Origin of the sequence: Dyadobacter crusticola DSM 16708 (assembly GCF_000701505.1) — a bacterium.
Classification (GTDB): Bacteria; Bacteroidota; Bacteroidia; order Cytophagales; family Spirosomataceae; genus Dyadobacter; species Dyadobacter crusticola.
Genome location: NZ_JNJB01000001.1, coordinates 395046 through 410062 on the forward strand (window position 1 = coordinate 395046; position 15017 = coordinate 410062).

7 protein-coding genes are annotated in these 15017 nt (G+C 47.1%); 1 reads left to right on the forward strand and 6 read right to left on the reverse strand.

Translation table 11 applies throughout. The features are described from left to right. Together Q369_RS0101800 and Q369_RS0101805 are read right to left on the reverse strand one after the other, a co-directional pair. On the reverse strand, positions 1-2403 hold the full coding sequence (locus tag Q369_RS0101800; protein ID WP_031525960.1) for an ABC transporter permease: 2403 nt from the start codon (positions 2401-2403) through the stop codon (positions 1-3). Positions 2404-2570: 167 nt separating this feature from the next. Beyond that, the gene (locus Q369_RS0101805) at positions 2571-4979 is read right to left on the reverse strand and encodes an ABC transporter permease (protein ID WP_031525962.1); all 2409 of its coding nucleotides are present in this window, start codon (positions 4977-4979) and stop codon (positions 2571-2573) included. Between the two features lie 339 nt (positions 4980-5318). Between Q369_RS0101805 and Q369_RS0101810 the strand changes: the two genes are divergently transcribed. Continuing rightward, the gene (locus tag Q369_RS0101810; RefSeq protein ID WP_031525963.1) at positions 5319-6524 is read left to right on the forward strand and encodes an ATP-binding protein; all 1206 of its coding nucleotides are present in this window, start codon (positions 5319-5321) and stop codon (positions 6522-6524) included. A 45-nt stretch (positions 6525-6569) separates the two neighbouring features. Here Q369_RS0101810 and Q369_RS0101815 read toward each other — a convergent pair whose 3' ends face one another. The 4 genes from Q369_RS0101815 to Q369_RS0101830 all read right to left on the reverse strand — a co-directional run bounded on the left by Q369_RS0101815 (position 6570) and on the right by Q369_RS0101830 (position 14942). Further along, positions 6570-9005, reverse strand: coding sequence for an outer membrane beta-barrel family protein (locus Q369_RS0101815; protein ID WP_157488006.1), 2436 nt, complete (start codon positions 9003-9005; stop codon positions 6570-6572). A 339-nt stretch (positions 9006-9344) separates the two neighbouring features. Next, positions 9345-9722: a hypothetical protein gene (locus tag Q369_RS0101820; RefSeq protein ID WP_031525966.1), complete on the reverse strand. Its 378-nt coding sequence runs from the start codon at positions 9720-9722 to the stop codon at positions 9345-9347. A gap of 314 nt (positions 9723-10036) precedes the next feature. After that, on the reverse strand, positions 10037-12412 hold the full coding sequence (locus Q369_RS0101825; protein ID WP_031525968.1) for an ABC transporter permease: 2376 nt from the start codon (positions 12410-12412) through the stop codon (positions 10037-10039). 118 nt (positions 12413-12530) lie between these two features. Beyond that, the gene (locus tag Q369_RS0101830) at positions 12531-14942 is read right to left on the reverse strand and encodes an ABC transporter permease (protein ID WP_031525969.1); all 2412 of its coding nucleotides are present in this window, start codon (positions 14940-14942) and stop codon (positions 12531-12533) included. Positions 14943-15017: the final 75 nt, after the last annotated feature.

Consider the following 15017-nt stretch of genomic DNA (forward strand, 5'->3'; position numbering starts at 1 on the left):
TTACTCCGACTTCAAAGATTTAACCGGGTTCATTAATGCAGCTTTGATACTTTGAAAACTAATAGTCAGCAATGCAATCCCGACCGAGATGATAGCTGCGAAAATGAATACGCCAATGTGCATGTCGGTATGGTATGCAAAATCCTGCAGCCAGCTGTCCATTGCGTACCAGGCAATAGGCGAAGCGATCAGAATGGCGATTGTAACGAGTTTCAGAAAATCGTTGGAAAGCATGATGACCAGACTTGATACCGATGCACCGAGCACTTTGCGGACACCGATTTCTTTGGTGCGCAGTTCGGCCATGAACATGGACAATCCCAACAACCCCATACACGAAATCAGGATGGCGATTCCTGCGAAGATACCAAAGAGCATTTGCTGGGTTTGCTCGCGGGCGTAAAGAGTACCAAAACGCTGATCGAGGAACTCGTAAGAAAAAGGCACCTCGGGATATTGTTGTTTCCACACCGTCTCGATGTGTGCGAGCGCTTGCTGCATATTGCCGCCCGAAATATGTACTGACATCCAGCCCAGTCTGTCGGGCTGACAGAACATCACAATAGGTGCAACTTTCTGGTGCAGGGATTCGAAATGGTAATCTTTGGTGACGCCGATGATCTGTCCGCGGATTTCACCATATCCAAACCTGGCGCCGATTGCCTCCTGCGGGTTTTTCCAGCCCAATAATTTGACCGCTGTTTCATTGAGGACAAATGCATTGGTCCGGTCTGTCGGAAACTCGCGCGAAAAATTCCTGCCGGCCGCCATTCCGATCTGGTATGTGGGAATAAAATCTTCATCTACGCTGAGCGACTTAATATTAATATCTGTCGGCGCCATTGAATCGCCCTTCATCACGTAAGCTTCCCACGAGTCGAGCAGCCGGCCTGAGGGAATCCGCGAAGAGCGTCCTACTTCAATGATATTGCTACCTGATTTCAATCTTTGCTTGATACTCTCATAGTTGGTACTGGAATCACTCCCCGCCTGCAAAAGCACTACCTGATCTTTGGAATAACCCAGATTGTAATTCTGCACATAACGCATTTGATTGTAAACAACGGTAGTACTCACAATCAGTACCACAGCAATGGAAAACTGCGTTACAACCAGGATTTGGCGCAGCTTCCCGTTTTTCAAGGCAGAAGAAACTTTCCCCCTAAACACACTTAGCGGCTGGAAAGATGTCATGAAAAATGCGGGGTAACTGCCGGCTATCAGTCCGGTAAACAATGTAATGGAGATGAGCACCGAGAAGAAGACAGGATCCAGCAGTGCGGCAAATGTTAACTGCTTTTGAGTAAACTGGTTCAGCAAAGGCAGGCAAAGCGTAACGGTCACCAATGCAAAAATGAGGGATATGGTTACCAGCAACATGGATTCGCTCAAAAATTGTCTGATCAGCTGGTGCCTTACCGCGCCGATCACTTTGCGCATTCCTACTTCCCTCGCTCTCGTCGCAGACTTGGCCGTAGCGAGGTTCATGTAATTAATGCAGGCTATCAGCAGGATGAAAAGCGCAATTGCCGAAAACAGGTACACATATTGGATATCGCCGTTTGCTTCAATTTCCGAATCCAAATGTGAATGCAAATGGATGTCGGTCAGTTTCATCAGATCCAGCCGCGAGTAAGTGGAAGCGCGCGGATCAATGTGTTTGTTCTGAAAAGCCGGGAATGCTTTTACGAGCTTCTGAGGGTTGTAGCCCGCAGGTAAAAGCAGGAAGGTAGAAAATGAATTGTTACCCCAGTTGGTCCTCAGGCCCTCGGCGCCGTAAATCCGGTCGTCATTTAAGGTTGAGAATGAAATCAGGAAATTGGGATGAAAATGAGACTGCGAAGGGAGCGGCTCGAAAACACCTGTGATGGTATAGTCAAGCTGATTATCCAGCCGGACGATCTTGCCTATCGGGTCTTCCTTGCCAAAATACTTTTCGGCCATTGGCCTGGAAAAAAGGATCGAAAATGGATTGGCAAGTGCATTGGCCGGGTTTCCCTGTTTCAATTGAAAACTAAAAACCTTGAAGAGATTTGCCTCGGCAGCGAATACGTCTTCTTCGTTAAAAGTCTTTTCCCCGTAACGTACATTGGCATTCACCTGAAGGAGCCTGACTACCTCTTCCACTTCGGGAAAATCCTGCTTCACGAGGGGCCCGAAAGGCGGCGCAGCGTGCCCCAGACGAAGCGATTCGGTCCCGTCTTTGGACAAAAACGTTCGCGAAAGGCGATAGATCCTGTCTGCATTCACATGAAAACGGTCATAGCTCAGCTCATCTTTTACATACAGCGAAAGCAGCAGGAAACAGCTAAGCCCAATGGTAATCCCGGCAATATTTATAAAGCTGAAAGCCTTATGTTTAAGCAGATTACGAAGCGCGATTTTGAGGTAGTTCTGGATCATTTTGTTGTTCGTTTAAAATTTGGAGGAAAGGGAGGATGGAAGAAAGGGAGGATGGAGGAAAGGGAAGATGCGATGGATGCTTTTCAAACTCCTCCCTTTCATCGCCGTATTCCCCTTCGTCCCCTTACTCCCTTTCATCCCTTTCGTCCCCTTATTCCCTTTCATTCCTAGCTCCCCAACGCCTTCACGGGGTTCATCAATGCGGCTTTGATACTTTGAAAACTGATGGTGATAAAGGTGATGATCATGGCGATGATTCCTGCCAGCACGAAGACACCCATGTTGATCTGAATGCGATAGGCGAAATCTTTAAGCCACTCGCTCATGAAATACCAGGCTATTGGCGAGGCAAGTACGATGGCAATCACGATCAGCTTGATGAAGTCACGTGAAAGCAGCAGAACAATACTGGCCACCGATGCACCCAGCACTTTCCGCACTCCGATTTCCTTGGTACGCTGCTGTGAAATAAAGGCAATCAATGCGAACAGGCCCAGACAGGAAATGAGAATTGTTACCAAAGAAAACACTTGCAGGATTGTAGATACCTTGTTTTCGGCTGCGTACATTTCGTCAAATTCCTGGTCGAGGAAATGGTATTCAAACTGCCGGAGCGGGAAATTGGCTTTCCAGCTTTTTTCGAGCGTGGCAATGGCATCGGAGGCTTTGCTGGCTGAAACTTTAACCAGCATTTTTCCAAAATAGCTGTATTCAGGCATGATCGCGATCGGACCTATTTTCTCGTGAAGCGACCGGAAATGAAAATCTTGCGCCACCCCTTTGACTTTTCCATGCCGGCCATTCAAATTCACCAGTTTACCAATTGCGCTCTCGGCTGTCCACCCAAGCGCCTTCACTGCCGATTCATTTAAAATGAATGCGTAAGACCGCAGCTCGGTGCTATCCAGGCTGGCCTGGGCAACGTCGGCGTCACTGAAATTTTCCCCTGCAACCAGCTTCATTCCCATTGTCGGCACAAAATCCTTTTCAACGGGTATTGCAGTAATGCTCATGTTGAAACCTGCCGGTTTATCGGCTGCCGTGATCGAGTACCCGCCCTGCACATTGAGGGGCGAATCGTAAGAAGCGGTAACAGACTGGACAGTGGCATTATTCAGCAGCTCGCCTTTCATAGCCGCCAGCTTACCAGCCGATATGCCTGAGCTCATATCGAGGACAATGATCTGAGATGGGTTCAGGCCTAGATTTTTGGTTTGAATGTAGTTAAGCTGCTGATTGGCAATAATGGTGGCGATGATAAAGAGCATTGAAATGGTGAATTGAAAAACCACCAGAAAATTCCGCAGCCCGCCGCCTCCCGTGTGCGACAGCGGTACTCCTTTCAAAACCTTCACCGGCTCAAATCCAGAAAGTACCGCGGCAGGATACGCGCCCGACAGTAAGGTAACCAGCAGGATCAAAGAAAGAATGACGAGTTCAAAGCTGTAACCCGGCCAGACAGCCAGATCAAGCACTTTGCCGGTAAGATTGCTCAGCCCAGGCAGCAGCAAGATTGTGGCAAGCAATGCAAGAACTGTTGCTGCCAGCGTGATAATGCCGCTTTCAAAAAGATGCTGACGAAACAATTGCATCCTTACAGCTCCGATTACTTTGCGCACTCCTACTTCCCGCGCCCGAACCGCTGAACGCGCGGTAACCAGATTGATGAAGTTAATGCAGGCAATCAGCAGGATCAGGATCGAAATGCCTGAAAGTATGTAAATGTATTTGTAATTCCCGACTGCTTCCGGGCCGTTTGTTGCTTTGGAATAGAGATGGATATCAGTGAGAGGTTCCAGTTCCAACCGCACTTTGAAGCCCTGATTTTGCGGGCTGTTCATGTTTTTGCTTACATAACTATCAATTTTCGACTGCAATGCTTTCAGGTCGGCATTGGGCTTGGTCAGCACATAGGAAAAGTCGTTGGCCGAGTCGAATACCTCTGTTTTGGAGCGGGAAAGTGTACTGTAGCTGCCAACCCAGTTAAATTTAATGTGCGAATAAGAAGGTACATCTTTGATCACGCCCGTCACCTGTAATGTCAGCCGCTCGTCCATTTTGATGGACTTACCAATCGGACTTTCATTGCCGAAAATCTTCTTAGCGGTTGTCTCATCGATCACCACCGAATTAGGCGAAGACAATGCAGTAGCGGCATTTCCCTCTAGAAATGGAAACGAAAAAATGCCGAAGAAAGAAGAATCGGCAAATATTACTTTGCGCTCGTTGAAGGAAGCATTTTGGTATTGAACAGAAACCGCGCCATTGCCGCTGTAAGGGTATATCCGGGCTGTTTTTTCTACTTCTTCAAACTCCCGGGCAAACAGCGGCGCGATCGCCGTGGGCGTCATCGCAATGTACTCCGCCGCTCCTTCGCCAGACTGATAAAATAAGGTAACCCGCGAGATCCGTTCTGCATTGGGTTGAAAACGATCATAACGCAGCTCATGCAGCACATAAGTGGCCAGCAAAAGGAAGCAGCTTATCCCGATTGCGAGACCGGTAATACTGATGAAAGAGTTCGTCTTGTATTTCCACAGACTGCGAAAAGCTATTTTGAGGTAGTTGCGAAGCATGTTGGTTGGATTTGGCTGTTTGCTGTTTGCTGTTGGCTATTAGCCGTTGGGGTTGATTTGCTGGTAAATAACAAAGTTATGCCACTTATCTAAGTATCTATTTTACAATACGTTAATCCCGTGATCGCGTTCAAAAACGGACAGTTGTTCAGGGGGTTGAACATTGGTTTGTTCAAGATGCTTTTTTACGCTTTTCTGTATTCTGGTGAGTCAATTGGTACATCAATATCAGTGCTGAACAATTTTATGCATTACCGATGAACATAATTGTGCATTAGTAATGCATAATCTTATATTTCGCTAGCGCATAAAAATGTATATTTGTGAAAATATAGCGGTATGATACTGAAATCGGTACTGGAAAATGTAATGGAGGCCCAGAAGGCGAACCTTGATGGGCTTGATGTTGGGCTACGCCGGCATACACTTACTGCGTTACCCGATGTATCGTCACATGCATTGATCGTGTCAGGTATAAGGCGATCAGGAAAAAGTACGCTGCTGTACCAGCTGTTAAAAGAAAAGCACCCGGAAGCATTATACCTCAATTTCGAAGATACGCGGCTGTACGACTTCGAACCCAATGATTTTGCCCGCATCGATGCAATCGTCAAAGAATCGAAAACCAACGTTTTGTTTTTTGATGAAATACAAATCATAAATCGCTGGGAGAGTTATGTTAGACAGAAGCTGGACGAAGGCTGCAAAGTGGTAATCACTGGCTCCAATGCATCCTTACTCAGCCGAGAGCTGGGAACTAAACTTACAGGCAGGCACATCACAAAGGAGCTTTTCCCATTCTCTTACAGCGAGTTTCTGACTTTCCGGAAACAAAAACCCTCAGAAGAAACTGTAATGGCTTACCTGCACGAAGGCGGCTTCCCCGAGTATGTCAAATCCGGGCTGGAAGAAGTATTACACCACCTTTTTGAAGATATACTGATCAGGGATATCGCTGTCAGGTACGGGATCAGGGATGTAAAAACGCTGCAAAGACTTGCATTGTACCTCATTTCAAATGTGGGTAAAATGGTAACCGGCAACCGGCTGAAAAGCGTTTTTGAAGTAGGGTCCACTAATACAATGATGGATTACCTTTCGCATTTGGAATATACTTACCTGTTCCATTTTATACCAAAATTCAGTTACTCAGCCCGAAAGCAGCTGGTCAACCCCCGAAAAATATATGCAGCTGATACCGGATTGATCAATGCAAACTCCGGATCGTTTTCCGACGATTTCGGACGAAAGTTTGAAAACATGATGTTCCTGCATTTGAGAAGAAGCTACAAGGAGATCTACTATTTTGCGGAAAAGGGAGAATGCGATTTTGTAGTTGCCAACAAAGGCGCCGTGCAGCAGGTAATCCAGGTTTGCTACGAACTCACACCAGATAACCTCGACAGAGAGCTGAACGGACTCTTTGAAGCGATGTCATTTTTCAACCTTCCCGCCGGTACATTGGTTACCCTTCACCAGACAGACGAAATAGAGCGCAACGGAAAAGTAGTTAATGTGATCCCGGCACCTCGATTTTTGACATAAAAAACCCGGCAAATCCATTGAACTTGCCGGGTTTGACTATCACGTTTAACTACCGCTCTGCACATCGTCATTGCGGATACCTCTTTTATTTTTCTTGATTGCCTCTTTCAGCTTGCCGAATTTGTAGTTGAGACTCAGATTAAATGTCCGGAAATAGTCTCTGCGGGAATCCACCTGATCGAAATCCGGCCCCGATGTTTCCCTCCGCCACTCACGGAATTTGGTAAAAGGATTGTTCACCGCCGCAGAAAGGGACAGTTTGTCTTTCACAACATCTTTATTAACACTCAAAGAATAGCTCGTCATCGCATTGTTCGTACCCTGTAAATTGATGTTCCGTCCATTGATGTTCAGGTTTGCATTGAGTCGCCAGTCCTTTTCCAGCCGGTAACCCGTTGAAACTGACACCTGCGACATAATCCCCTGGTTTGTAACAGGTACATTGTTCACAACTCCCCGCACCTTGCCGTGCGCAGCCCTCGCATTCACACTGAAATTCCACTTTTTCGAGATCGGATAGTTTACATTCAGCATGCTCATAATCAGGCGCGCGCTCCCGGTATTGGCATAGGAAGTGCGCGTGATATCGGTTTCAGGATCGTACACAGCAACACCGAATATCAGGTCACGAAATGCGATGATTCCAACGCCAAAGTTGAGCGAACCTTTTTTGGAGATGCTGTAAGTTAGCTGTGCGTCATTTACGAATGCGGGACGCAAATCGGGATTGCCTGTGCGTTCAAAATTGGGATTGGAGCGGTCGATAAATGGGTTCAGCTGCCAGATACCCGGCCGCTGAATGCGCTGCGAGTACCCGAAATTGAGCGCATTGCTGTTTTTCAGTTTCCTGTTGATAGAAACAGAGGGGATGACATTGAAATAGTTTTGCTTCACTTCCGAGTCTGTTGAAATGAAATCTGCATCAACTACTGTCTGCTCAACCCTCACACCAGCTTTCAGGCTCCATTTTTGCAGGTTGTACTGGTAGGTATTGTATGCGCCGAATACGTTTTGGGTATTATTGAATTTGTTGCTCATTTCGTTATTCACTACATACCTGCCGCTTTCAGGATCAAATGTATCGTATTGAAAATCGCTTCGGTTGGTACGCATAATACCTTTCAGACCCGCTTCGATGCTCAGCTTTTTGATAGGATAAACGTAATCCACCTGAATGGTCTGTTCCGAAAAGCTCTGCTCATTCACCTGCCGGTAATCAGGCAGGTTGAAGTTGATTTCTTCCGAGATAGCCAGGTTATTTTCCTGTGTATTGTTGAACCCGTAATACCGGTATGAGAATGTAAGCAACCTGTTTTTGTCAGCTTTGGAAGTACACTGAAAATTGAGCGCGGCGTCCATTCCCGTTCCATTCCCCCGGTTGATATTTTCAATGCGGTATCTTTCTAACGTTTCACCAAGCTGGCTCAAACCCGAAGTCTGAAAACCCGAGCCGGTTGATTTGCTCCCATTCACATTAAACTGCGCGCTGAGCAGGTTAAGTGTATCAATTTCATAGCTGATCTCGTAGCCCAGGTACCCGCTGTTGTTTCCTGACTTGGCAAAACCATCCTGCTTCAACTCCGATTCCACTTCACCGAAAGTGCTCCTGTTCACCATATTGCGGGTTGAAGGCGTATTATACTGGCTTCCTCCCACAAGGACCGTCATACCCACCTTTCCCAGCTTTGCCGCGAAAGAGCCGCCGAAGCCTGGGCCGCCGACCGGGAACTTCTCACTGATATTGAGTGAGCCGTTGTAGCCGTTATCTATTTTTTTATGGGTGATAATGTTGATGATTCCCGCCAGACCTTCCGCATCGTATTTGGCCGGCGGGGTTGTGATTACTTCGATGCGCTCGATCGAAGAGGCTGGCATACTCCGGAGCACTTCCTTGTAGCTCCGCTCCATCATACTCGACGGTTTCCCATTGATCAGTATCCTGAAATCCGCATTTCCTTTCAGCTGGATATTCTCATCCCCGTCTACCGACAGGTAAGGTACCTTGCGCATCATATCGAGCACGCTGTACACCTTGCTTTCAGGATCCGCCTGCAAATCGTACGTAATTCGGTCAACTTCCTGCTTGACGATCGGCTTTGCACTGGTAACAGTCACCTCCTTTAATCCCGTAGCCGAGGCGGCCAGGTAAATGGTGCCCACGTTGTGCTCATTTTGGGCAGGATCGCTCAGGTCTGCGGTCATTGTCCTGGTCTTATACCCTACTCCTACAAGCACTACCGTGTATTTGTCAGGTTTGAGGTTTGTAAACAGGAATGATCCGTCAGCTTTGGTGAAATCCGCCTTTACCGGTGTCCCATTGATCATCAGATTTACTGTGATAAAATCCATCGGCTTTTTACTTACGGAGTCGGTCACAATGCCGAGTATCCTGCCTCCGCCCACTGGTTGGGCAGAAGATTTGACGCAGATCAGACCCGAGAGCAACAGGGATGTCACGAAAAGAAGTAATGCTTTCATCATGATGTTTTTTAATGGCTAATAGATTCAAAAAGGCAAAGCAATTCCGGCAAGAGATTTGGTCTCTTTTAAAAATGGACAGTATACATTTAAGGTTTTTATTGATGGACTGAAACGGCTAATACATTCCAGATCAATATCATCGTAACAAATGTATAAGAAGGTACTTTGTGATGCAAGGTACTATATGAAAATTCCCCAGCTTAGTGACAAGTGGCAAATTAAAATAGGCGAGCGGCATCCCTGCGCAATCTGAGACAATGTGAATCTCACAATAACAACAAAGGCCAGATCGGGTGGACCTGGCCTTTACATCTTTCATGGCTATCTATTTACTCCTGATTATCCTCTCCAATTGTTCCGCTTACCAGCGTGTTGGTAGGCAAAAAGCCGCTGGCGCTGCACGGGGGTTAGTACGGAAATAATTTCTCTTTGTTTCTCTTCTTCCAATCTTCGTGTTCCCTGGTAAGAACGGAAGCGTTTGTTTCCCGCAGCCAGGCGATCGTATTTATTCTCGATCTTCTTGATCTGGTTTTCCTGCTTGCGGGTAAGCTTTACGATGTTGTCGAGCCTGTTGATCTGATACTCTTCATAAGAATTATCGACTCTGGAATTCCCGTTTTTGATCGCTGGGATTTCGTGGGCTCTGTAACGTTGCGCAAAGCCGTTTCCTACTGTCAGGGTTATGATTGTTGCGATTGCTAAGATGGTCTTTTTCATGGTTTCCAAATGTTTAAATTGTTCGTTTATGTAGTTTAGAAGCAATTTCAGCTACTAAGTTTAACCGACACAAACTCCCAATCTGCCAACACCCGGACTTTACCTACCACCTGCTAATTTCAATCGACGAATGGTTACTTCAAACGAACCGGTTATAGCTAAATGAAAATCTTATTAGATACACACACTTTGCTATGGTTTTTAGAGGATAATCCGAGATTATCCTCTAAAAACCGCGCTGATTTCTGCTGATCCTAAGTTCACGCTGTACAAGAAATTAGTGCAGCTAATCTGGTAGTGTCCTGCATCCTACCTCACTCGCTCCGCAAAGACTTCACCGGGTTCATCAGCGCTGCTTTAATTGCCTGGAAGCTCACGGTAATCAGCGTGATAATTACTGCGACCAGCGCGGATACTGCAAAAACTACCCAGCTCAATTCAATGTGATATTCGTACTTATCGAGCCAGTCGGCCAGGAAGTATAGTGCAATCGGTGAAGCAATGACGCAGGATAGCAGCACGAGGTAGACAAACTCTTTGGAGAGCAGAGCCCACATTTGGGCCACGCTTGCACCCAGCGCCTTTCGGATCCCGATCTCTTTCGTCCGCTGCTCGGCGGTGTAAGCGGCCAATCCAAACAGTCCCAGGCACGAGATAAAAATGGCCAGGACCGCGAATACCCGCGCAAGTTTGCCAATCCTTTCTTCCGACCGGAACTTAGCTTCATACTCCTGGTCGGCAAACTTGAACTCAAAAGGAGAATCCTGATCGTGCATCCGGAAAACATCGCCTACCTTCTTCAAAGCTTCGTCCACAGGCTTACCAGGCGCCAGTTTAACATTGATCAGGCTGCCCCAGCCATAGTCCATCAGGAAGATAGTAGGCACGGCAGGCTCATAAGGCGATTGCATAACCATATCCTTGACCACACCCACCACCTGTCGCGGCTTGCCATTGTAACGGATGGTTTTACCAATGATATCCTTAATTCCGGTAAGTTTCACAGCCGACTCATTCAGGATAAAGCCGGATGAATCCGTGGAATATTTGCGTGAAAAATCGCGGCCTTTCACAATTTTCCAGCCGATTGTTTTACCAAAATCATGTGTACAGGCGATCGTACCGAACAGTGGCACAGATCCAGGCTCCATTCCTTCCCACTCAAAACCAATCTGATTTGAGTAGATACCGGTAGTCGGGCTGGACGACTGGCTCATTTCGTACACCACGCCCGTTTTAAGCAAATCATCCCGCAATGTCGTGTACTTCCCGTACAGGTTTGGAGTCATATTGATCTGCAACAATCCCTGCCTGTCGTAGCCTACCGGCCGGTTTTTAGCATGCTGGATTTGTTGAAAGACGATAATTGTACCGATAATCAATGTAATGGAGACGGTAAACTGCATAACCACCATCACCTTCCGTGGTACCGCCGACCATTTGCCCACTCTGAATGTGCCTTTCAGCACAGCAAGCGGATTGAAGGAAGAAAGGTAAAATGCAGGATAACTGCCGGAAACAAAGCCGGTTACCAGCGAGAATACGATCAGCAGCAGCCAGAACTGCGGCTGCATAAATGGGAACGATACGTGCTTGCCGCTCAGGTCATTAAATGCAGGAAGAGAGATCAGCACAATGATAATCGCCAGGACAAGTGCGAAGCAGACCACCAGAAAAGACTCGCTCAGAAACTGAAAAATCAACTGGCTGCGCACTGAACCGATGGCTTTCCGGATACCGACTTCTTTGGCGCGTTTTTCAGATCGTGCGGTGCTGAGGTTCATGAAATTGATACAAGCCAGCAACAGTACGAAAACGCCGATGATACTGAAAAGCCAGACAAACTGGATTGCGCCGCCCACATTCTTGCCATCTTTGAAATCTGAATACAAATGCCAGCGGCTCATCGGATGCAGCATATATTGTGGCTTGTCGGTCTTCGAAAATGCGTGCGGAAGCTCTACATCACGGATTTTACGCGATACTTTCGCAATGTCGGCGTGATCGGCTACCTGCGCAAAAAACTGCCATGAATGGTTACCCCATTGCGTTTCGGCCTCTTTCACCCAGTGCTCGGCTTGCAGGTAATCACTCCACGGCATCAGCAGAAAGAGCTCGTTGAAGTCTGAATTGAATGGAACATCCTTAAACACGCCGGTCACTTTCACATTCCTTTTGATGTCAACCTTCAACGTTTTGTTAATTGGATCTTCATTCCCGAAAAGAGCTTTTGCAACAGACTCTGCGATGATGATGGAGCCGGGATCTTTCAATGAGCTGTAATCGCCTCGCACCATTTCGAGCGACAGCATTTGCGGCAGCGAAGGCTGAGCCCACATACCCGTTTTATTGATCTTTTTGTCTCCGTTGGCCAGCAAATGCCCGAAGTTCCAGGAAGCAAGAGAAGTATACTTAAAATCGGATCCGTACTTGGTTGCCATTTCTGTTACAGCCGGAATGGAGACCGCCGTACCTGTGCCGGTTTGTCCATTGAAAGTCTGGCTGATCCAGGCTTGCACGATACGGTCGTAATTTTTATGGTATTTATTGTAAGAAAGCTCATCCCAAACCCACAGACCAATCAGCATGGCCACTGCTATGCCTACTGCCAGTCCTACAATGTTAATCAAAGAGTACACCTTGCTTTTCAGCAGGTTGCGCATAGCGATTTTCAAAAAATTCCTGATCATGCTTGTTGGGGTTAGTTGTTAGGGTTTGGTTTGGTAAAAGAAGAAAAGACTGGCCTTGCTGCACAACAGATACCTTCCTGGTTTTGAAAGTTGCATGCAGCAGGCCAATCCTGAAAAATTATTCACTTCGTAGTGCGGTAACCGGGTTAGTCAATGCGGCTTTGACACTTTGAAAGCTGATCGTAATCAATGCAAGTACAACTGCGCTTAGTCCGGCGATGACGTAAATCCACCAGCTGATGCTGATTTTGTAGGTAAAATCCTGCAACCAATCATTCATGAAGTACCAGGCAATCGGAGAAGCGATGACCAATGCAACGAGCACGAGCTTGATAAAATCCAGCGAAAAAAGCCCGAATATATTGAACGCCGATGCGCCGACCGCCTTCCTGATCCCCATTTCTTTGGTTCGTGCTTCAGCCATAAATGCAACTACACCGTAAAGCCCCATACAGCCAATGAAAATCGCGATTCCCGACAATATCCTGAACAATTGAAACAGCTTATTTTCTTTATCGTAAAAACTGTCAAGTGTTTCATCTAGGAAGGAATACGAGAACAGGTATTCAGGATACAGCGCCGTCCATTCTGCTTTGATCCGCTCGATTTGCTGCGGGCCGCTGCTTTTATCCAGCTTCACACTTAAAGTCCTGTATCCGCCCATTGCAGTCACCACACAAGGAATTATCTCACGGTGAAGGCTAAACGTATTAAAGTTTTTCACCACACCTACGATCGGCAGCTTAAACTCGCTTCCACCGATCGCCAGCCTTTTCCCAAGGATATCCTGCGGGTTTTTAAAACCCAGTTTTTGTGCAAAAGCCTCATTAACCACATATTCCCTGATGGTATCCGAATGCTGATACATCCTGCCCGCCGCCATTTTCAGGTCGTAAGTATTGAAGTAAGCAGTATCAGCCGGGCGCATGACCACGCCAAAATCCAAAGGCTCAGGATTGTTTTCAAACGTAAAACCGGTTTGCCAGTTGCTCCGAGACATCGGTGTAAATGCGCTGAAACTGTAAGATTTTACACCCGGCATCGCGGCCAGCTTCGATCGCATATTATTGATTTTGCCTGCATCGGGATCAGGGATACCGATCGTGAGGATTTCGTCTTTACTGAAACCAAGGTCCAGGTTACGGAAATAGTTCATCTGACTATTGGCAATCAGCGTGCCGATCAGGATAACCTGGGAAATGGCGAATTGCAGCACAATCAGTCCGCGGCGCAGGTTAGATTGGCCTTTCCCGCCTTTGGATACTTTTCCTTTCAATGCAAGGATCGGCTGATAGCCGGATACCACCAATGCCGGGTAAAATCCCGCCAGCAGGGTAACCAGGATTGTCAGCCCCAGGCAAAACAGCAGAACACTCGCGTCGGTGAAAAATAACGCACCTTCCGCATTAATGTCCAGAATATCCGATATATAAGGTAAAACCAGCTGCGCCGAGAGAAGCGCCAGCAAAACGGATAATGTGGTGATCAATCCTGTTTCAGAAAAATACTGGCGTAACAGCTGCCCCTTTGTGCTCCCCAGCACTTTGCGCACGCCGACCTCGCGTGACCGCCGCATTGCCTGCGCAGTAGCCAGATTGACGAAGTTAACACAGGCTGTGATCAGGATGAATATACCAACGAGCGACATAGCCCAGATCATCCCTTTGCTGATCGACCGGTTTGAATAGTTGCCGATTTTGGTCGCAAAGTGAATTTCATCAAGCGGCTGCAGCACATACTTGGATTTTTTAGCGTCTTCCGGATCGCGGTACTTTTTGCTGAAAGATTCCAGCTGCTTCTCGAACTGCGCTTTGCTGATATTCTTAGGTAAAAGCAGGTAAATCTGTCCGCCGCCATAGCTCGAAACCCAATCGTCCCAGTTTGTAAAAGCACCATAATCCTTCAAGGAAGCAAATGAGAGCATGGTCTTAAAAGGAAAGCTGGTAGTCACCGGGGGATCGGCTACGATACCTGTCACAACAAAGCTCCGGCGGTTTTCAACTGTAATCGTTTTTCCCATCGGATCTGCATTGCCAAAGAACTTTTTTGCTTCTGAGGCAGCAAGTACAACTGAGCCGGGATTTTGCAGCGAAGTTTTGGGAGACCCTTTCAGCCATTTGTAATCGAGTAAATTAAAATACTCCGGCCCGATGAATGCAACCGTATTTCCCGGATCAGAAAACTTCTTTTTCTCTGTGCCTTCAGTAACCGTGATCAATGCACTGCGCAGTCCATAAGTGCAGGTTATCTGATTTTTGAGTTCGGGAAAATCATTCCCAAGTGCGCCGATGGCTGGCATTGGCATTCCGGTGTTAAAACCCTTATCTCCATCAGCAATGCTGTGGTTCAGGATCCGAAATACGCGATCGGCATTTTTGTGGTGCTTGTCATAGCTCAGCTCAAACCGGACCGTAAAAAAGATCAGCACGCAACAAGCCAGCCCAAGTGTGAGCCCGACAATATTTATTACCGTAAAATTCCAGTTGCGACGCAAGTTGCGCAGCGAAGTGATAACGTAGTTCTTAATCATGGCTGTTTTTGTTTTAGGGGAAGGAGGAAAGGGAAGAAGGGGAAGAAAGGGACGAGGGATGCTTTGTCCTTCCTC